General features: G+C 59.6%; 16 protein-coding genes. 12 read left to right on the forward strand and 4 right to left on the reverse strand.

Going from position 1 to position 19,686, the window contains the following annotated elements; genetic code table 11:
- Positions 1 to 30 precede the first annotated feature (30 nt).
- The 4 genes from OQ248_RS25520 to OQ248_RS25535 are packed head-to-tail and all read right to left on the reverse strand — an operon-like array spanning position 31 to position 6,147.
- Entirely contained in the window at positions 31 to 1,245 is a 1,215-nt protein-coding gene (locus tag OQ248_RS25520; protein WP_265814495.1) for a hybrid sensor histidine kinase/response regulator, read from the reverse strand.
- The gene (locus tag OQ248_RS25525; protein WP_265814496.1) at positions 1,239 to 1,832 is read right to left on the reverse strand and encodes a chemotaxis protein CheB; all 594 of its coding nucleotides are present in this window, start codon (positions 1,830 to 1,832) and stop codon (positions 1,239 to 1,241) included. Before OQ248_RS25525 ends, OQ248_RS25520 begins: the two co-directional genes overlap by 7 nt.
- Complete coding sequence (locus OQ248_RS25530) at positions 1,829 to 2,662, reverse strand: protein-glutamate O-methyltransferase CheR (RefSeq protein WP_085709782.1); 834 nt, start codon at positions 2,660 to 2,662, stop codon at positions 1,829 to 1,831. The genes OQ248_RS25525 and OQ248_RS25530 overlap by 4 nt, the downstream gene beginning before the upstream one ends.
- Complete coding sequence (locus tag OQ248_RS25535) at positions 2,662 to 6,147, reverse strand: response regulator (RefSeq protein ID WP_265814497.1); 3,486 nt, start codon at positions 6,145 to 6,147, stop codon at positions 2,662 to 2,664. The genes OQ248_RS25530 and OQ248_RS25535 overlap by 1 nt, the downstream gene beginning before the upstream one ends.
- A 263-nt stretch (positions 6,148 to 6,410) precedes the next feature.
- Here OQ248_RS25535 and OQ248_RS25540 point away from each other — a divergent pair, with 263 nt between their 5' ends.
- The 12 genes from OQ248_RS25540 (at position 6,411) to OQ248_RS25595 (ending at position 19,659) form a co-directional block, all read left to right on the forward strand.
- On the forward strand, positions 6,411 to 6,776 hold the full coding sequence (locus tag OQ248_RS25540; RefSeq protein WP_265814498.1) for a response regulator: 366 nt from the start codon (positions 6,411 to 6,413) through the stop codon (positions 6,774 to 6,776).
- A gap of 96 nt (positions 6,777 to 6,872) precedes the next feature.
- Positions 6,873 to 8,162 carry a glycosyltransferase gene (locus OQ248_RS25545; protein WP_265814499.1) on the forward strand — a complete coding sequence of 430 codons (1,290 nt, stop codon included), beginning with the start codon at positions 6,873 to 6,875 and terminating at the stop codon, positions 8,160 to 8,162.
- Positions 8,163 to 8,312: 150 nt separating this feature from the next.
- Entirely contained in the window at positions 8,313 to 9,158 is an 846-nt protein-coding gene (locus OQ248_RS25550; RefSeq protein WP_265814500.1) for a phosphatidylinositol-specific phospholipase C domain-containing protein, read from the forward strand.
- 75 nt (positions 9,159 to 9,233) lie between these two features.
- Positions 9,234 to 10,139, forward strand: a complete 906-nt coding sequence (locus OQ248_RS25555) for an AraC family transcriptional regulator (protein WP_085709776.1) — start codon at positions 9,234 to 9,236, stop codon at positions 10,137 to 10,139.
- A gap of 227 nt (positions 10,140 to 10,366) precedes the next feature.
- Positions 10,367 to 11,677 carry a sugar ABC transporter substrate-binding protein gene (locus tag OQ248_RS25560; RefSeq protein ID WP_265814501.1) on the forward strand — a complete coding sequence of 437 codons (1,311 nt, stop codon included), beginning with the start codon at positions 10,367 to 10,369 and terminating at the stop codon, positions 11,675 to 11,677.
- A 154-nt stretch (positions 11,678 to 11,831) separates the two neighbouring features.
- Complete coding sequence (locus tag OQ248_RS25565) at positions 11,832 to 12,758, forward strand: sugar ABC transporter permease (protein WP_134826769.1); 927 nt, start codon at positions 11,832 to 11,834, stop codon at positions 12,756 to 12,758.
- Between the two features lie 8 nt (positions 12,759 to 12,766).
- A complete protein-coding gene (locus tag OQ248_RS25570) occupies positions 12,767 to 13,597 on the forward strand; it encodes a carbohydrate ABC transporter permease (RefSeq protein WP_085709773.1) in 831 nt (276 codons plus the stop codon).
- 23 nt (positions 13,598 to 13,620) lie between these two features.
- A complete protein-coding gene (gene ugpC, locus OQ248_RS25575; protein ID WP_248739618.1) occupies positions 13,621 to 14,724 on the forward strand; it encodes a sn-glycerol-3-phosphate ABC transporter ATP-binding protein UgpC in 1,104 nt (367 codons plus the stop codon).
- Between the two features lie 16 nt (positions 14,725 to 14,740).
- On the forward strand, positions 14,741 to 16,213 hold the full coding sequence (locus OQ248_RS25580) for a mannitol dehydrogenase family protein (RefSeq protein WP_265814502.1): 1,473 nt from the start codon (positions 14,741 to 14,743) through the stop codon (positions 16,211 to 16,213).
- A 332-nt stretch (positions 16,214 to 16,545) separates the two neighbouring features.
- Positions 16,546 to 18,042 (forward strand): xylulokinase, encoded by a 1,497-nt coding sequence (gene xylB / locus OQ248_RS25585; protein ID WP_265814503.1) that lies wholly within the window; start codon positions 16,546 to 16,548, stop codon positions 18,040 to 18,042.
- Between the two features lie 13 nt (positions 18,043 to 18,055).
- Positions 18,056 to 18,994 (forward strand): carbohydrate kinase, encoded by a 939-nt coding sequence (locus OQ248_RS25590; protein ID WP_265814504.1) that lies wholly within the window; start codon positions 18,056 to 18,058, stop codon positions 18,992 to 18,994.
- A 44-nt stretch (positions 18,995 to 19,038) separates the two neighbouring features.
- Entirely contained in the window at positions 19,039 to 19,659 is a 621-nt protein-coding gene (locus tag OQ248_RS25595) for a hypothetical protein (protein WP_265814505.1), read from the forward strand.
- Positions 19,660 to 19,686: the final 27 nt, after the last annotated feature.

Here is a 19,686-nt window from a genome sequence, read left to right on the forward strand (position 1 = left end):
CGGTCAATAGCTGCTGATACGACCGTGTGGTCACTCAGAGGTTGCGTTTGTTTCGCCGTTTTCCTGGAGCGGCAGACAAACGCGAAACAGGGCGCCCTCGTTGATCTTGCTTTCGACGACGATGGAGCCGCCGTGGGCGGCGACGATCTGCTCGGAAATGAACAGACCCAGTCCGAGACCGGCGACCACCGTCTTGGCGGAAACCCGTTCGAACTGTTGAAAAATACGTTTCTGGTTCTCCTCGCTGATGCCGATGCCCTGATCCGCAACTTCGACCCGCGCTTCATTGCCTTCGCGATAGACCCGCACCTGCACCGGGCTCTTGCCGCCATACCGCAAGGCGTTGGTCAGCAGGTTCGACACCACTTGCTCGATGCGGAACTCGTCCCACTGCCCTTCCACCGCTTCCGTCGCGGTAAAACTGACTTCAGTCTCGGCCGCTTCGATCTGCTGGGCGAAATTCTGCAGAAGGTTGCCCACCAGTTGCGAAAGATCGAACCGGCTCGGCCGGATCGACAGCTTGCCGGTGCGGATCCGCGACACGTCGAGCATGTCCTCGATCAGCCGGATCAGGCTTTTGATCTGGCGCTCGTCGCGGTCGACCATGGCGTGCATCTTGTCGAGGGTGAACGCGGCGGCGTTGTCCCGGGCCAGGTGCATCTTGCGCAGCTGCGTTTCGAGGATAAGGCCGTTGAGCGGCGTGCGCACTTCGTGGGCGACGATCGACATGAAATCGTCACGCATGCGCACGGCCTGCTCCAGTTCGCCCTGGGTGCTTTGCAGTTGCTGCAACAGCGCTTCCTGTTCGCGACGGCTTTGCTCCAGCGCTTCGACCTGTTGCTTCATCGCCTTGCTCTGGCGATACAGGTCGACGAAGACGTTGACCTTGCTCTTCACCGCATGGATATCCAGCGGCTTGTGCAGGAAATCCACTGCGCCGCTTTCATAGCCCTTGAACGCGTAATTCAGTTCACGGCCGGCGGCGCTGACGAAAATGATCGGGATGTTCTTGGTCTTCTCGGTGCCGCGCATCAGTTCGGCCAGTTCGAAGCCGTTCATGCCGGGCATCTGCACATCGAGAATGGCCATGGCGAACTCGTGTTGCAGCAACAGCGACAGCGCTTCGTCTGCCGAAAGCGCTTTGTAGACGGTGCGGTCTTCGCGTTTGATCAGCGCTTCGAGAGCCAACAGGTTCTCGGGCAGATCGTCGACGATCAGCAGTTTTGCCTGGATATTACTCAGCATGCGATTCGTTCCAGCTCGACAAGCAAACGGCCGATGCCGCGTATGGGAAGTATGTGATCCGGTTGATGAGTCTTCAATGCGGCCTCGGGCATGGTCGCCACTAGCGCATCTTGCGGATCCTGAACGATGGTCAGCCCGCCATGACGTTTGACCTGGGCCAGGCCCCGCGCGCCATCGTGATTGGCTCCGGTCAGCAGTACGGCAGCCAGCGTCGGGCCGTAGACATCGGCAGCGGATTCGAACAGGAAGTCAATCGATGGCCGCGAATGGTGCAAACGGTCTTCCAGGCTCAACGACAGACTGCGATCCTGCTCCACCGACAGGTGATAACCCGGTGTGGCGAAATACACCGTGCCGGGACTGATGTCCTGTTTATCGATGGCCTCGGTGACGGGCAACGCCACACGCCGGGCAAACACCTCGGCAAGTTGGCTGCGTCGTTCTTCCGGCAAATGCAGCACGATGATGATCGGCAGACCGAAACCTGCCCGCAGCGAACCGAGCAGGGTCAGCAAGGCCTCGACGCCACCGGCGGAAGCCCCGACCACAATCGCCTCGACCCGAGGCAAATCCGCTGCACTGTTCATGATTTGCGGTAGATCCGTTCTTGTTTCACCAAGGGTTCGAACTGGTTTGAGTAGCCGGAAAAATCCAGCGTTTCCTTGCTGCCCAGCACCAGAAATCCACGGTGGCACAGCGACTCATGGAACAACCCGAACGCCCGATCCTGAAGTTTTTTATTGAAATAAATCAACACGTTACGACATGAAATTAATTGAGTTTCGGAGAATACGCTATCCGTTGCCAGGCTGTGATCGGCGAAGGTCACGTTCTCGCACAGGCTCTTGTCGAAAATCGCGTAACCATACGCAGCCGTGTAGTAGTCGGCAAACGAGCGCTGACCGCCGGCCTGCTGGTAGTTGGCGGTGTAGGCACGCACGTTCTCCATCGAAAAGATCCCCTGCTTGGCCTTGTCCAGCGAGCGCGGGTTGATGTCGGTGGCGTAGATGATCGTGCGATCCAGCAAACCTTCCTCGCGCAGCAGGATCGCCATCGAGTAGACCTCCTCGCCCGTGCTGCACCCGGCGATCCAGATCTTGATCGACGGATAGGTCTTGAGCAGCGGCACCACTTCCTGACGGATCGCCAGGAAGTGCGACGGATCGCGGAACATTTCGCTGACCGGAATCGTCAGCAGCTGCAGCAACTGCATGAACGCCGTCGGATCATGCAGGACCTTTTCCTGCAACGCCGAAATGGTCGCGCATTCAAACTGGCTCAGCGCATGTTGCACCCGGCGCTTGATCGATGCGCCGGAATAATCGCGAAAGTCGTAGCTGTACTTGAGATAAATCGCCTCGATCAGCAACCGCAGTTCGATTTCACTGTTTCGTTCAATGTGATTACTACGTTCCACTAAATGCGTTCCATCTTCGGCAACCACACGCGAATCAGCGAGAACAGGCGATCCAGATCGATGGGCTTGGCCAGGTAATCATTGGCGCCCGCCTGCAGGCAGCGCTCCTGATCGTCCTTCATGGCCTTGGCCGTCACCGCGATGATCGGCAGCTTGCGCCAGCGCGGATCCTTGCGGATTTCCATGGTGGCTTCAAAACCATCCATTTCCGGCATCATCACGTCCATCAGCACCAGATCAATGTCCTCGACTTCTTTCAGTTTTTCAATCGCTTCACGGCCGTTACGGCCGATCACCACGACTGCACCCTTGGTTTCCAGCGCGCTGGTCAGGGCGAAGATGTTGCGTACATCGTCGTCCACCAGCAGCACCTTGCGGCCTTCGAAGACCTTGTCGCGGCTGCGCGCGGTCTTGAGCATCTTCTGCCGTTCATGGGACAACTGCGATTCGACTTTGTGCAGAAAGAGTGTGACCTCGTCCAGAAGGCGTTCCGGCGAGCGTGCGCCCTTGATGATGATCGAGCGCGAATACTTGCGCAGATCGGCCTCTTCATCGCGGGTCAGGTTGCGCCCGGTGTAGACGATGACCGGCGGGAACGAGCAGATGTCTTCGGTGGACATGCGCTTGAGCAAATCGTTGCCGAGCATGTCCGGCAGCTTCAGGTCGATGACCATGCAATCGAAGATCGTTGTGCGCAAAAGCTCCAGCGCGTCCTGCGCCAGGCCGACGGCGGTGATTTCGATGTCGTCGTCACCGATCAACCGGGCGATGCTCTCCCGTTGCAGATCGTCGTCTTCGACCAGCAACACGCGTTTGACCTTCTGGGTCAGCTTGGCTTCAAGACGCGCGAACACGTCCTTGAGCTCTTCGCGGGTGGTCGGCTTGACCGCGTAACCGATGGCGCCCATGTGCATGGCGGCCTCGACGCGATCCTCGACCGAAATCACGTGCACCGGGATGTGCCGGGTTTCGGGGTGTTCTTTCAGGCGTTGCAGAACGGTCAGGCCCGAGTGATCCGGCAGGCGCATGTCCAGCAGGATCGCATCCGGAACGAACTCTTTCGCCAGGTCATAACCTTCGTCGGCTCCGTGAGCAACCAGGCACTGATAACCCAGCTCGTGGGCCAGGTCGTAGAGGATGTGGGCAAAGTTCGGCTCGTCTTCCACCACCAGAATGCAGCGGGTGTCGAACGGCGCCTTGTTGCGGTCGTCATTGAAACGCGGGATATCCGCGGAGGCCACCGGCGAAACCGCCACGACCGGCGCAGCAACCGGTACGGGCGGGGTAAACGTCAGCGGTGCGAACGCCGTTTCACCCTCTTCGCTGTATTGCTGCGGCAACACCAGGGTAAACACACTGCCCTGCCCCGGTGCGCTGCTGACGCTGATTGAACCGCCCAGCAACATCGCCAGATCCCGGGAAATCGACAACCCCAGACCGGTCCCGCCGTACTTGCGGTTGGTGGTGCCGTCAGCCTGGCGGAAGGCCTCGAAAATGCTTTCCTGCTGGTCCTGCGCAATCCCGATCCCCGAGTCGCGCACGATAAAGGCAATGCGATCGTCCGGCTGGCCGGCGATGGTCAGGCTGACCGTGCCGTGTTCGGTGAACTTCACGGCGTTGGACAGCAGGTTCTTGATCACTTGTTCCAGACGCTGGCGGTCGGTGAACAGAGTGATCGGCGCATCCGGTTGCAATTCGACGCTGAACGTCAGTTTCTTGTCTGCCGCCAGGGGTTCGAAAACGCTGCGCAAGCCATCGGCCAGACGCGCCACACTGGTGTTTTCCGCAACCACTTCGAGTTTGCCGGCTTCCACCTTGGAAATGTCGAGAATGTCGTTGATCAGGTTGAGCAGGTCGTTGCCGGCGGAATAGATCGACTCGGCAAACTTCACCTGCTCGGCGCTGAGATTTTCCTGCGGGTTTTCCGCCAGCAACTTGGCCAGGATCAGCGAACTGTTCAGCGGCGTGCGCAGTTCGTGGGACATGTTGGCGAGGAATTCGGATTTGTACTTGCTTGAGCGCTGCAACTCTTCGGCGCGCTCTTCCAGTTGCACCTGAGCCTGATTGAGCTCGGTGTTCTTCTGGTCCATGGCGTCGCGTTGCTCGGCCAGGGTCTGGGCCTGTTCGGCCAGTTGCTCGTTGGTCTGTTCCAGCTCGACCTGCTGGGTTTCCAGGTGCGCCTGGGACTCCTTGAGAATCCGTGACTGTTCTTCCAGCTCTTCGTTGGCGGTTTTCAGTTCTTCCTGTTGCACCTGCAACTCTTCGTTGAGCTGCTGGGTTTCGGCCAGGACTTCCTGCAGACGCTGGCGATAACGCGCCGCCTCGATGGACGTGCCGATATTGCCGGCAATCAGTTCCAGCAAGGCCACATCGCGCTCGGTGAGCGGACGCAGGAAACCGAGTTCGATCACACCGTTGACCCGGTCGTCATCGCTGGTCGGCACCACCAGCACACTGTGCGGCAAGCCCTCTCCCAGACCGGAGCTGACCTTGAAGTAATCGGCCGGCACCGAATCGAGGCGAATCAGCCGCGCCTGCTGCGCGGCCTGGCCGACGATGCCTTCATCGCTATAGAGGGATTGTTCCTGTTGTTCCTGCTCGCGCGAGAAACCGTAAGTCGCCACGCGCTTCAGGCCGCCATGTTCTTCACGCACGTACAACGCCGCGACGGCAGTGCCCAGGTATTGCGCACAAAATTGCAGGATGTTGCGACCCAACAGGTTGAGCGTCAGTTGCCCCAGAACCTGCTCGGCCAGCTCGGTCTGGCCTGTGCGCAGCCAGGCTTGCTGCGAAAGGCGTTCAGCGCTGGCCAGTTGCGCGGCCAGGTTGGCGCTATAACTGTTGGAAAGACTGACCAGATCGCGCCGGCCAATGTAGGCCAGCAAACCGCTGATGCCGGCGATGAACAGCAGATACAGGCTGATGCTCCAGATCGTGGTCCGGCGCACATCTTCGTTGCGCGTGGTGCGCAATGTCTGCTCGGTGTCGATCACGTCATCGAATTGCTTGCGGATCTCATCGGTCAGGCGCTTGCCGCGCCCGGCCTTGACCGCGGCCTTGTAGTCGCCGCTGGCGCGTTGCAGGTCGATCATCGATTGCGCGTAGGTGGCCCACTCGGTCTGCAACGCTTGCAGGCGGCGCAAGCGATCGGTCTGCACCGGGTTGTCGGCGGTCAGTTCGAGCAAGGTGTTGAGCGCCACGGCGATGCGAGGCTTGGCCGTTTCATAGGGATCGAGGAAATGCTCGTCGCCGCTGAGCAGGTAGCCGCGCATGCCGGTTTCCAGATCGACCGTGAGCTTCACCGCTTCGTTGGCGTTATTGATCACCCGGTCGGTGTGCTCCACCCACTGGATGACCGACAGCAAATAAGTGATCAGCGACACGAAGAACACGGCACTGATCGCACCGACGCCCAGTGGCAGCGCGATGTTGCGGGTCAGCAGTTTGCGAAACCGTGATTCATCAACCGAAGACGGAGAGGACATGTGGCAGCCTTGTCGAACTGTTGAAAACCAGGGAGTTTGCCCCAAAACGGCGGCATGGATCCATTTTTCTCACAGTCTTAGCACTGTTTTCCCACATTTGCCTGCGCCGGATCGCAGGCTAACGGTTATCCTTGCCCGCCCGTTTGCGCCTATTCTTTTTTGTATCCATCCGGGAACTTGTGGCCATGCGCCACTTACTCATGCAAGAGCCCGGCAATTTTGATCGACCGGCGCCCCGTCCCCCATTCTTGAGAGCCGCCACTATGTCCACCACCACGTCCACCATCCTTGTAGTAGAAGACGACACCATCGTGCGCATGCTGATCGTCGACGTGCTGGAGGAACTGGACTTCAAGGTGCTGGAGGCGGACGGCAGCGAACAGGCCCTGGCAATCATCAAGGACGGGAATCAGCACATCGATCTGATGATGACCGACGTCGGGCTGCCGATCATGGATGGCCGTCAACTGGCCACCGAGGCCCGCAACATTCGCCCTTCACTGCCGATTCTGTTTGCCAGCGGATATGCCGAGACCATTGAAGTGCCGGCAGACATGCATGTGATTGGCAAACCTTTCTCGATCGATCAACTGCGCGACAAGGTGAAAAGCGTTCTGGGTCAACACTGACACAAGCGGCCTTTCCAGCGCGGATTCAACCTCAGGATATGTTCTAATCCGCGCGTTTTTTCTTCTTCCCTCTCGTTCTTCAGGAAACACTTTTTCATGAGTCAGCCCGCAACCAAAGTTCTCGTCATTGGTTACGTCTGGCCGGAACCCCGCTCCTCCGCCGCGAGCGGGCATGTCATGCAGATTCTCGAGACCTTCCTGCAACAGGGCTGGGACATTACCTTCGCCAGCCCTGCAGGCGTCGGCGAACATCCGGCCGATCTTGCCGAACTGGGCATCCGTACTGTTCCGATCGAATTGAACAACAGCAGCTTCGATGTCTTTGTCAGCGAGCTGGCGCCGGATATCGTGCTGTTCGACCAGTTCATGATCGAAGAACAATTCGGCTGGCGCGTGGAAAAGCACTGTCCCGATGCTTTGCGCGTACTGGAAACGTCGGACTTGCAGAGTTTGCGGCACGCTCGTCATCAACGCTTGAAGGATCGGCTGAAGGCCAGCGATGACGCGAACGACTTCCATGAGTTGTTCGCGCCTGCGCTGCGCGAAGAATTCGAGCTGATGGCTGACACCGATCTGGCCAAACGCGAGATTGCCGCGCTGTTTCGCTGCGATCTGAACTTGATGATTTCACCGATGGAAATCGAATTGCTGGTGCAGCAGTTCAAGCTGCCGCCCGAGTTGCTGCACTGGTGCCCGCTGATGGTCAACCCGTCCAGCACACCGGCAAAACCTTTCGAGGAGCGCGCGCACTTCCTCAGTATCGGCAACTTCCGCCACGCGCCGAACTGGGACGCGGTTTTATGGATGAAATCGGCCGTCTGGCCGTTGATCCGCGAGCAACTTCCAAAAGCTCAATTGCACATCTACGGCGCCTACACGCCACCCAAGGCTGCTGCGCTGCACAATGCCGCGCAGGGTTTTCACATCATGAACTGGGCGGAGGATGCGTTGCAGGTGATGTCCGATGCGCGTGTTTGCCTGGCACCTCTGCGCTTCGGCGCCGGTATCAAGGGCAAACTGATCGACGCCATGCTCTGCGGCACGCCAAGTGTCACCACGCCGATTGGTGCTGAAGGCATGCATACCGACCAGCCATGGCCCGGCGCCATTTGTCGTACAGCGCGGGATCTGGCCAATGCCGCCGTGGAACTCTATCGCGACGAGGCCCGTTGGCAGGCAGCTCAGTCTCAGGGACAAACGCTGCTCAACGACGTTTACCCGCAAGCCATACACGGACCGGCATTGATCAACAAGTTGCAGGAGTGTCGCCAAAACATTGCTCAACTAAGACGCCAAAACTTTATCGGCAGCATGTTGCGCCACCACTCACACAAAAGTACCCAATACATGGCGCAGTGGATTGAAGCGAAGAACCAGAACAAGTAAACCACCTGGACACTTAAAAAAATAAAACCCAACAACTTGAATTGATCCTTACATAGCCAACCAGAACATCAAACTCTATAAACATCCTGCAAGTGCCGCCCTGGACTACTGACAGAGCGGCATTTTTTAAATTTTATGCAGGATGCATTTATGAGCACTAACAACTGGATGGGCACGACACCCGCCATTGACTCACTATCGATATCTGAACTGACCCTGCCAGGCACTCATAACGCCGGCAGTGACTGGCGCGCCTCCTATCCGATTTTCGGCCCTCCGCGCCACTGGCTCGCATGCCAGCATGACTCCTTTCATGCCCAGTTGAATCATGGCGCCAGGGCGCTCGATATTCGCCTGACCCATGATCAAAAGGGAGAAGGCCCGAAAAAGTTTGTCATTCATCATAACGGTCATCGAAACTCTCGCACTCTGGAAAATCTGATAACCGACGTGAACAAGTTCCTGGACAGTAATCCGGATGAATTCATTATCCTGGACTTTCACAGCATTGATGGGAGCGACTTCGATTACGACTACTTCAATAAAATGATGATCCACTTTCTGGGCCACCGACTGGTTCCCCGCCAGAACTTGTCATTGAGCCTTCGTGAACTCAAGCGCGCCGGCACGCAACAACGTGTGTTTGCTGCGGCCAGGTCACATTGGCAACTGGATCACAAACTGTTCCACGATCAGATCAGCCATCGATGGTCCGGCAATGGCATTACCAGCCCAAATGAATTGAGGCAATTTATTGGCAGCGTTCTGCAGAACCCGCCGGGTACCTGGAAGCCCTGGTCGTTATCCGCCACCAGTTACACCGCCCTTGGCGGTCCCGTCGACATTCACGACGAACTGAACGAATGGTTCGATCTGGATAAAAGTGACTGGGCGTTGAAGTGCAACATTATCAATGTCGACTTCATGGAAGAGTCGGACCTTGTGGAGTTCTGCCGGATTGCCAGTTTGAAGAAGGCCCGACAACGCACGCTTTGAGCCGCAATGGAAACTGGCGCATCCCGCGTACAAAGAGGCATGATCGCCAGGCGATAACAAAAAAAGCGCCCGATCATGACCCGAACCGCCCGCGTGACCGACCCCTCTTATGAATTGATGGATGACCACAACGGGTTGTCCATCATTTATCGCCAGCACGGTTTCCCCTGTCCGCTGGTGCGCTGGCATTTCCACAAGGAATACGAACTGCACCTGATCGTCGCCAGTTCGGGCAAGGTGTTCATCGGCGACTACATCGGCAATTTCTACCCGCAGACCCTGTTCCTCACCGGCCCCAACCTGCCGCACAACTGGATCAGCCAGGTGGCGGAAGACGAAGTGGTCGAGAAGCGCGACATGCTGGTCAACTTCACCGATGAACTGTTCGAAAGCGGTCATCAGGTGTTCGCCGAACTGAAGACTTTGGCTCCGTTGCTGGAGCGTGCGCAGTACGGCATCGAATTCCGCTCACCACAGACGATTCGTCAGGCCATGACCCTGATGCAACGCATCGCCGATTCAAGCGGCATCACCCGTCTCGGGCACTTTTTCATCCTGATGGAGCTGCTGGCCGCGACCGACGACTACCAACTGCTGTCCGGCGCAACCACCCCGCAACTGGCAGACGAACACAACATCGACCGCACCAACCGTGCGGTGGATTACATCTTCGCCCACTACGCCCGCGAACTGCCGCTGGAGGAAGTCGCCGAGCATCTGGGCATGAAACCCACCTATTTCAGCCGCGTGTTCAAACAGGCCACCGGGCGCAATTTCATCGAGTTCGTCAATCGCCTGCGCATCAGCAAATCCTGCGAACTGCTGGCGGACGGTGACAAACCGGTGACCGAGGTGTGTTTCGAGTCGGGCTTCAACAACATCTCCAATTTCAACCGGCGCTTTCAGCAGCTCAAAGGCATGACGCCTTCCCATTATCGGCGGCTGGTGGTGCAGCGCCTGACCGAGCAGAACCACGGCTGATCGCCGAAAACCTGTACGGTTTCATCAACCCTGACCTGCTGAAATCCCCTTCCCTGCGTTGATCACTCCAATCCCGAGTGCAAAAAAGTATCGATTCAAGTGCTAGGGATGATTTGTCAGCCCTGCGATTGAAGGCTGTAATCAGTGCACATTCTTCCTGCAGCCGGAAGACACAAAAACAATAACTGTCCTTCTGTCCCCCTCCGGGTGCAGAAAAGGAGTGCACGATGCAACCCACTGCAAAAGCTCTGCTTGCCCTCACCTGCATGACCCTCAGCAGCGTCAGCCTTGGCGCCCAGACCCTGACCATCGCCACCGTCAACAACAGCGACATGATCCGCATGCAAAAGCTCTCGAAAACCTTCGAGACCGAGCACCCGGACATCAAGTTGAATTGGGTGGTGCTGGAAGAAAACGTCCTGCGTCAGCGCCTGACCACCGACATCGCCACCCAAGGCGGCCAGTTCGACGTGTTGACCATTGGCATGTACGAAGCCGCACTCTGGGGTGCAAAAGGCTGGCTCGAACCGATGAAGGATCTGCCGGCCAGCTACGCCCTCGACGATGTGTTCCCGTCGGTGCGTGAAGGCCTGTCGGTCAAGGGTTCGCTGTACGCCCTGCCGTTCTACGCCGAAAGCTCGATCACCTATTACCGCACCGACCTGTTCAAGGACGCCGGCCTGACCATGCCCGAACGTCCGACCTGGGAGCAGATCGCCGGCTTCGCCGAAAAACTCACCAACAAGGACAAGGAGCAATACGGCATCTGCCTGCGCGGCAAGGCTGGCTGGGGCGAGAACATGGCGCTGATCACCACCGTGGCCAACGCCTACGGCGCACGCTGGTTCGATGAGCAGTGGAAACCCGAATTCAGCGGCCCGGAATGGAAGAACGCGCTGAACTTTTACGTCGACACCATGAAGAAATCCGGCCCGCCCGGTGCCTCCAGCAACGGTTTCAATGAGAACCTCGCGCTGTTCAACAGCGGCAAATGCGCGATCTGGGTCGATGCCAGCGTCGCCGGCTCGTTCGTCACCGACAAGACCCAGAGCAAGGTCGCCGATCACGTCGGCTTCACCTTTGCGCCGCATCAGGTCACGGACAAGGGTTCAGCGTGGCTGTACTCGTGGGCGCTGGCGATTCCGACCAGCTCCAAGGCCAAGGACGCCGCCAAGGAATTCAGCGCCTGGGCGACCTCCAAGGAGTACGGCGAACTGGTCGCCAAGACCGACGGCATCGCCAACGTACCGCCAGGCACTCGCGCCTCGACCTACAGCGAGGCTTACATGAGCGCCGCGCCGTTTGCCAAGGTCACGCTGGAATCGCTCAAAGCGGCTGATCCGAGCAAACCGACCCTCAAGCCCGTGCCTTACATCGGCATCCAACTGGTGACCATTCCCGAGTTCCAGGGCATCGGCACCCAGGTCGGCAAACTGTTCTCGGCCGCGCTGATCGGCCAGACCACGGTCGACCAGGCCCTGGCCGCTGCGCAGCAAACCACCGAACGCGAGATGAAGCGCGCGGGTTATCCGAAGTAACCCGCAAAGCTCGCTCCTGCCTCCTGTGGGAGCGGGCTTGCTCGCGAAAGCGGACTTCCAGTCGACATCAATGTTGAATGTCAGATTGCTTTCGCGATCAAGCTCGCTCCCACAGGGGATCTTCATAGGTCTGTATGACTCGGTTGTGATCCCCATGAATACTTCAACTGCCAAAGCCCACATCGACCTGTCGCAGCCCCGGCGCAAAAACCGCGTGGCCAATCCCGGCTGGTTTCTGGTCAGCCCTTCGGTGGCCCTGTTGCTGCTGTGGATGATCGTGCCGCTGGGCATGACCGTCTATTTTTCGATGATCCGCTACAACCTGCTCGACCCGGGCATCAACGAGTTTGTCGGGCTGGATAACTTCACCTACTTTCTGACCGATTCGGGCTTCCTGCCCGGCGCCACCAACACCTTGCTGCTGGTGGGCAGCGTGCTGCTGATCAGCGTGGTGTTCGGGGTTTTGATCAGTGCACTGCTGGAGGCCAGTGAATTCTTCGGTCGCGGCATCGTGCGGGTGATGCTGATTTCGCCGTTTTTCATCATGCCCACTGTGGGTGCGCTGATCTGGAAGAACCTGATCTTCCACCCGGTCTCCGGAATCCTGGCCTATATCTGGAAACTGTTCGGCGCGCAACCGGTGGACTGGCTGGCGCACTACCCGCTGCTGTCGATCATCATCATTGTCTCGTGGCAATGGCTGCCCTTCGCGATCCTGATCCTGATGACCGCCATGCAGTCCCTCGACCAGGAACAGAAAGAAGCCGCCCGCCTCGACGGCGCCGGCCCCGTCGCGATCTTCTGGCACCTGACCCTGCCGCATCTGGCGCGGCCGATTGCCGTGGTGGTGATGATCGAGACGATCTTCCTGCTGTCGGTGTTCGCCGAAATCTTCACCACCACCAACGGCGGCCCCGGCTATGCGTCGACCAACCTCGCCTACCTGATCTACAACCAGGCACTGGTGCAGTTCGACGTCGGCATGGCCTCGGCCGGCGGCCTGATCGCCGTGGTCATCGCCAACATCGCCGCGATCATTCTGGTGCGGATGATCGGCAAAAACCTGACTGACAAAGCCTGAGGCCCGCCATGACTCTTCAACAATCCCGCCGGCTGCAAAGCCTGCTGCTCGGCACGCTGGCCTGGGCCATCGCGATCATCATTTTCTTCCCGATCTTCTGGATGGTGCTGACCAGTTTCAAGACCGAAATCGACGCCTTCGCCACGCCGCCACAGTTGTTTTTCACGCCGACGCTGGAGAACTACCTGCACATCAACGAGCGCAGCGACTACTTCAGTTTCGCCTGGAACTCGGTGGTGATTTCCTTCAGCGCTACCGCCCTGTGCCTTCTGATCGCGGTGCCGGCGGCCTACTCGATGGCGTTCTACGAAACCCAGCGCACCAAAGGCACGCTGCTGTGGATGCTCTCCACCAAGATGCTGCCGCCGGTAGGCGTGCTGATGCCGATCTACCTGCTGGCCAAGAGTTTCGGCCTGCTCGACACGCGCATCGCGCTGATCGTGATCTACACGCTGATCAACCTGCCGATCGTGGTCTGGATGGTTTACACCTACTTCAAGGACATCCCCAAAGACATCCTCGAAGCCGCCCGCCTCGACGGCGCCACCCTGGCTCAGGAAATGCTCCGGGTGTTGCTGCCGATCGCCAAGGGCGGCCTCGCTTCGACCGTACTGCTGTCGCTGATCCTGTGCTGGAACGAGGCGTTCTGGTCGCTGAACCTGACCTCGTCCAAAGCCGCGCCGCTGACCGCGCTGATCGCCTCCTACTCAAGCCCTGAAGGACTGTTCTGGGCCAAGTTGTCGGCCGTCTCGACCCTGGCCTGCGCGCCAATCCTGATCTTCGGCTGGATCAGCCAGAAACAACTGGTGCGCGGCCTGTCGTTCGGCGCCGTCAAATAAGAATTCGCAAAAGGAGCGCCACCATGGCCAACCTGAAAATCAAGAATCTGCAAAAAGGCTTCGAAGGTTTTTCCATCATCAAGGGCATCGACCTTGAGGTGAACGACAAGGAATTCGTGGTGTTCGTCGGCCCGTCGGGCTGCGGCAAATCCACGTTGCTGCGACTGATCGCAGGCCTTGAAGAAGTCAGCGGCGGCACCATCGAACTGGACGGGCGCGACATCACCGAAGTCAGCCCGGCCAAGCGTGACCTGGCGATGGTGTTCCAGACCTACGCGCTGTACCCGCACATGACCGTGAAAAAGAACATGTCGTTTGCCCTCGATCTGGCCGGTGTGCCGAAGGCTGAGGTCGAAAAGAAAGTCGGTGAAGCGGCGCGGATTCTCGAACTGGGCCCGATGCTGGAGCGCAAGCCAAAGCAGTTGTCCGGCGGCCAGCGTCAGCGTGTGGCCATCGGCCGGGCGATCGTGCGCAACCCGAAAATCTTCCTGTTCGACGAACCACTGTCCAACCTCGACGCCGCCCTGCGGGTGCAAATGCGCCTGGAGCTGCTGCGCCTGCACAAAGACTTGAAAGCGACGATGATCTACGTGACCCACGATCAGGTCGAAGCCATGACCATGGCCGACAAGGTGGTGGTGCTCAATGGCGGCAAGATCGAGCAGGTCGGCTCGCCGCTGGAACTGTATCACAACCCCGCCAACCTGTTCGTCGCCGGGTTCCTCGGCACGCCGAAAATGGGCTTCCTCAAGGGCAAGATCGCCCGGATCGACGGCCCGAGCTGCGAAGTCTCGCTGGACGCCGGCACCCGCATCACCCTGCCGTTCAACGCGGCGAACCTGAGCGTCGGCAGCGCCGTGACCCTGGGCATTCGCCCGGAACATCTGGAACTCGCGCAGCCGGGCGACTGCACCCTGCAAGTCACCGCCGACGTCAGCGAACGGCTGGGCAGCGACACCTTCTGCCACGTCAAGACCAACGCCGGCGAAGCCCTGACCATGCGCGTGCGCGGTGATCTGGCGAGCCGTTACGGCGAACAACTGAACCTGCACCTGGACGCCGCCCACTGCCATCTGTTCGATGCCGACGGCGTGGCGCTGACCCGCCCGTTGCGCGCCGCCGCCTGATTTCGAGACCGACCCAATGAAACTGAACCAACAGAACCTCAACCGCCTCGCCACCGAAGTGAAACTGCCGGCCTACAGCCTCAGCGACACACGTCAGGGCATCGCCCACATTGGCGTCGGCGGTTTCCATCGCGCGCATCAGGCGTATTACACCGATGCGCTGATGAACACCGGCGAAGCGCTGGACTGGGCCATTTGCGGTGTCGGCCTGCGCGCCGAAGACCGTCGCGCCCGGGACGACCTCAAGGAACAGGATTACCTGTTCACCCTGTTCGAACTCGGCGACAGCGATGACACCGAAGTCCGCGTCATCGGCGCCATCCGCGACATGCTGCTGGCCAGCGACAGCGCCCAGGTGCTGATCGACAAACTCGCCGCCCCGCAGATCCGCATCGTCTCGCTGACCATCACCGAGGGCGGCTACTGCATCGACGACAGCAACGGCGAGTTCATGGCGCACCTGCCGCAGATTCAGCACGACCTGACCTACCCGCAGCAGCCACAAACCGTGTTCGGCTTCCTTTGTGCAGCGCTGGCCAGGCGGCGCAAGGCGGGTATTCCGGCGTTCACCGTGATGTCCTGCGATAACCTGCCACACAACGGTGCCGTCACCCGCAAGGCACTGCTGGCCTTCACCGCGCTGCTGGATCCCGACCTGCGTGACTGGATCGACGCCAACGTCAGCTTCCCCAACGCCATGGTCGACCGCATCACGCCGATGACCAGCACCGCGCATCGCTTGCAACTGGCGGATAAACACGCCGTCGACGACGCCTGGCCGGTGGTCTGCGAGCCGTTTGTGCAATGGGTGCTGGAAGACAAATTCGTCAACGGCCGCCCGGCCTGGGAAAAGGTCGGTGTGCAGTTCACCGACGACGTTTCGCCCTACGAAGAGATGAAGATCAAGCTGCTCAACGGCAGTCATCTGGCCCTGACGTATCTGGGCTTTTTGAAGGGCTACCGTTTCGTTCACGAAACCATGAACGACCCGTTGTTCGTGCGTTACATGCGCGCCTACATGGACCTGGACGTGACACCGCAACTGGCGCCGGTGCCGGGGATCGACCTGACGGAGTACAAGAACACCCTGGTGGCGCGGTTTTCCAATCAGGCGATTGCCGATCAGCTGGAGCGGGTTTGCTCCGATGGGTCGTCGAAGTTTCCCAAGTTCACCATTCCGACGATCAATCGGTTGATTGCCGATGGGCGCGAGACCAAGCGAGCGGCGCTGGTGGTGGCGGCGTGGGCGCTTTATCTGAAGGGCGTGGACGAGAATGGCGACACTTATTCGATTCCGGATCCTCGGGCGGCGTTTTGTCAGGCGTTGGTGGCGGAGGATGCGCTGATTACTGAGCGGTTGTTGGGGGTTGAGGAGATTTTCGGGGTGGCGATACCGCGTTCGAAGGAGTTTGTGGCGGCGTTTGAGTGGTGCCTGAACAGCTTGCGGGAGGAAGGTGTGACGCGGACTCTAGAACAGGTTCTAGCCTGAAAAGCCCCCCTAACCCTAACCCTCTCCCGGAGGGAGAGGGAACTGACCGAGGCGCTTATCCGAGCTACATCGACCTGAAAGTCCCGAGCCGAACTCAGGATTTGAAAAGCATCGAGATCTGCTCCCTTTCCCCCTCTCCCTTAGGGCGGTCCGACGTTTCGGGAGGGCTGGGGTGAGGGGTACTCTTGATCTACGAGGCATAAGACAGGTTCAGAGTCGAACTCAGGGTTTGAAACCTACACAAATCTGCTCCCTTTCCCCTCTCCCCTCTGGGGAGAGGGCTGGGGTGAGGGGTGGCTCTTGATCTTCATCGCGAATCAACAGGTTCACTCATGAACAACCAACAACTCTTCCTCGGCATCGACTGCGGCACCCAAGGCACCAAAGCCATCATCCTCGATGCTACCAGCGGTCAGGTGTTGGGCCAGGGCGCCGCCGCCCACACGATGATCAGCGGCGCCAACGGCCGTCGCGAACAGGACACCGCACAATGGCTGGAGGCCTTCGCCCTCGCCACCCGGCGTGCATTGCTGGCGGCAAATGTCGACGGCCAGTCGATCCTCGGCATCGGCGTTTCCGGCCAGCAACACGGTCTGGTGCTGCTCGACGAGCAAGGCCAGGTCCTGCGCCCGGCCAAGCTCTGGTGTGACACCGAAACCACGGCGGAAAACGACCGTCTGCTGACTTACCTGGGCGGCGAAAAAGGTTCGCTGGAACGCCTCGGCGTGGTGATTGCGCCGGGCTACACCGTGTCCAAGCTGTTGTGGACCAAGGAGCAACACCCCGCCGTATTCTCACGGATCGCAAAAATCCTGCTGCCCCATGACTACCTGAATTTCTGGCTCACCGGCCGTAGCTGCAGCGAATACGGCGACGCATCCGGCACCGGTTACTTCAACGTGCGCACCCGCCAATGGGATCTGCAACTGCTGCGCGACATCGATGCCAGTGGCCGCCTGCAAGCGGCGCTGCCAGAGCTGATCGACGCCCATCAAGCGGTGGGCACGATCCTGCCGGCGATTGCCGAACACCTGGACATCAACCCCAACGCACTGGTGTCCAGCGGTGGCGGCGACAACATGATGGGCGCCATCGGCACCGGCAATATTCAACCGGGGGCGATCACCATGAGCCTCGGTTCCTCCGGCACGGTGTACGCCTACTCTGAGGCGCCCAAGGTCAGCCCCGATGCCTCTGTCGCGACCTTCTGTTCGTCCAGCGGCGGCTGGCTGCCGTTGATCTGCACCATGAACCTGACCAACGCCACCGGGGCGATTCGCGAACTGTTCGACCTCGATCTCGACGCTTTCAACATCTTGGTGGCCCAGGCCCCGATTGGCGCTGAAGGCGTAAGCATGCTGCCGTTCCTCAACGGCGAACGCGTGCCTCCCCTGCCCCACGCCACCGGCAGCCTGCACGGCCTGACTATCGATAACCTGACGCAAGCCAATCTGTGCCGAGCCGCCGTTGAAGGCACCACCTTCGGCCTGCGTTTCGGACTGGATCTGTTGCGCCAGAATGGTTTACAAAGCCGCAGCATTTGCCTGATCGGCGGCGGCTCGAAAAGTGCGGTGTGGCGGCAGATCGTCGCCGACATCATGAACACCCCGGTGATCTGCACCGAGCAAAGCGAAGCCGCCGCCCTCGGCGCGGCGATTCAGGCAGCGTGGTGCAAGTCATGGTCGAATGGCCACGAAGACACTCTGGCCGACCTGTGCGAACGCTGCGTGAAGCTCGACCTGAACAGTGAAACCCTGCCGGTTGCCGCGAATGTCGCGGCTTTCCAGCAGGCCTATGAACGCTATCGACTGCATGTCGCAACCTTATAAAGAGCAAACAACTATGTACCTGGTGTGTGGCGAAGCGCTGTTCGATTTCTTCAGCGAAGACGATGCCGGCGGGCAGGCGTCGAAAGTCAATTTCAAGGCGATTGCCGGTGGCTCGCCGTTCAACGTGGCGTTGGGTTTGCGTCGCCTCGGCGTGGACTCGGCGCTGTTCGCCGGGCTGTCCACCGACTATCTGGGCCGGCGTTTGCAGCAAGTGCTGCAGGACGAAGGCGTACGCCCGGATTACTTGGTGGATTTCGCCGCACCGACCACGCTGGCCATGGTCGCGGTGGGCGCCAATGGCTCGCCGCATTACAGCTTCCGGGGCGAAGGCTGCGCTGACCGCCAGTTGAGCCTGGCGCACCTGCCGACGCTGGGGCCGGACGTGCGTGGCCTGCACTTCGGTTCCTTCTCGCTGGTGGTGCAACCGGTGGCCGATACCCTGCTCGCCCTGATACGGCGCGAAAGCGGCAAACGCCTGATCAGCCTCGACCCGAACGTGCGCCTCAATCCCGAGCCGAATATTGATCTCTGGCGCGAGCGGATCGCCACGCTGGTGCAACTGGCCGACCTGATCAAGGTCAGCGACGAGGACTTGAGCCTGCTGTATCCCGAGCAGGATCCGCAGCGCGTCATCGAAGGCTGGCTGCAGCATCGCTGCCAAGTGGTGTTCCTGACCCGTGGCGGCGAAGGCGCGACCGTATTCAGCCGCGCTCATGGCTCATGGTCGGTGCCCGCAAGCTCGGTGAAGATTGCCGATACCGTCGGCGCGGGCGATACCTTCCAGGCCGCGTTGATCACCTGGCTGACCGAGCATGAACTGGATTCGGTGGACGGCGTACAGCATCTGCAACGTGATCAGATCGACGCCATGCTCAGGTTTGCCGTACAGGCGGCCGCCCTGACGTGCAGCAAGACAGGTCCGGATTTGCCTTATCGCCACCAGTTGACCTGACCGCGTAGACTGGCGCCCTTTTTTGCACGACGGGATGACGGCTTTTGAATTCGGGGCGCACGGTTGGACTTTTGATTTTGGCGGCATTGCTGAGCGGTTGCGGAACATCGCCGCCGCGTTCGCCGGAAAACCTCTGCGAGATTTTCCGCGAGAAAAGTGATTGGTACGACGCCGCACAAGTCACGCAAAAGCGTTGGGGCGTGCCGATCCAGGTGCCGTTCGCGATCATGTATCAGGAGTCCGGCTACCGTTACGACGCCAAGACGCCGCGCAAATACCTGTTGTGGGTGATTCCGTGGGGACGCGTCACGACCGCAGCGGGCTACGCGCAGGCCAAGGATGAAGTCTGGGCCGACTACCAGAAAAGCACCGGCCGCCATGGCGCCGACCGTGAAGACTTCGATGACGCCATCGACTTTGTCGGCTGGTACATGGACAAGACCACGTCGATCAACGGCGTGTACAAGTACGACGCCTACAACCAGTACCTCAACTACCACGAGGGCTGGGGCGGTTTCCGGCAGAAGACCTACGCCAGCAAGGCGTGGCTGCCGCCGGTGGCGCGCAAGGTGCAGAACCGTTCGGACATGTACGGCCAGCAATATGCGGCGTGCAAGGATGATTTGAATCGCGGGTTCTGGAGCCGGTTCTGGCACTGGCTCTGACCCTCGGAGCCCTTAAGGACGCATTCG

Origin of the sequence: Pseudomonas sp. COW5, from assembly GCF_026240005.1 — a bacterium.
In the GTDB taxonomy this organism is placed as follows: Bacteria; Pseudomonadota; Gammaproteobacteria; order Pseudomonadales; family Pseudomonadaceae; genus Aquipseudomonas; species Aquipseudomonas kribbensis.

Coding starts and splice junctions, on each gene's coding strand:
- OQ248_RS25520 (WP_265814495.1), bottom strand. CDS start 1,245: ATGCTGAGTAATATCCAGGCAAAACTGCTGATCGTCGACGATCTGCCC.
- OQ248_RS25525 (WP_265814496.1), bottom strand. CDS start 1,832: ATGAACAGTGCAGCGGATTTGCCTCGGGTCGAGGCGATTGTGGTCGGG.
- OQ248_RS25535 (WP_265814497.1), bottom strand. CDS start 6,147: ATGTCCTCTCCGTCTTCGGTTGATGAATCACGGTTTCGCAAACTGCTG.
- OQ248_RS25540 (WP_265814498.1), top strand. CDS start 6,411: ATGTCCACCACCACGTCCACCATCCTTGTAGTAGAAGACGACACCATC.
- OQ248_RS25545 (WP_265814499.1), top strand. CDS start 6,873: ATGAGTCAGCCCGCAACCAAAGTTCTCGTCATTGGTTACGTCTGGCCG.
- OQ248_RS25550 (WP_265814500.1), top strand. CDS start 8,313: ATGAGCACTAACAACTGGATGGGCACGACACCCGCCATTGACTCACTA.
- OQ248_RS25555 (WP_085709776.1), top strand. CDS start 9,234: ATGACCCGAACCGCCCGCGTGACCGACCCCTCTTATGAATTGATGGAT.
- OQ248_RS25560 (WP_265814501.1), top strand. CDS start 10,367: ATGCAACCCACTGCAAAAGCTCTGCTTGCCCTCACCTGCATGACCCTC.
- OQ248_RS25565 (WP_134826769.1), top strand. CDS start 11,832: ATGAATACTTCAACTGCCAAAGCCCACATCGACCTGTCGCAGCCCCGG.
- OQ248_RS25570 (WP_085709773.1), top strand. CDS start 12,767: ATGACTCTTCAACAATCCCGCCGGCTGCAAAGCCTGCTGCTCGGCACG.
- ugpC (WP_248739618.1), top strand. CDS start 13,621: ATGGCCAACCTGAAAATCAAGAATCTGCAAAAAGGCTTCGAAGGTTTT.
- OQ248_RS25580 (WP_265814502.1), top strand. CDS start 14,741: ATGAAACTGAACCAACAGAACCTCAACCGCCTCGCCACCGAAGTGAAA.
- xylB (WP_265814503.1), top strand. CDS start 16,546: ATGAACAACCAACAACTCTTCCTCGGCATCGACTGCGGCACCCAAGGC.
- OQ248_RS25590 (WP_265814504.1), top strand. CDS start 18,056: ATGTACCTGGTGTGTGGCGAAGCGCTGTTCGATTTCTTCAGCGAAGAC.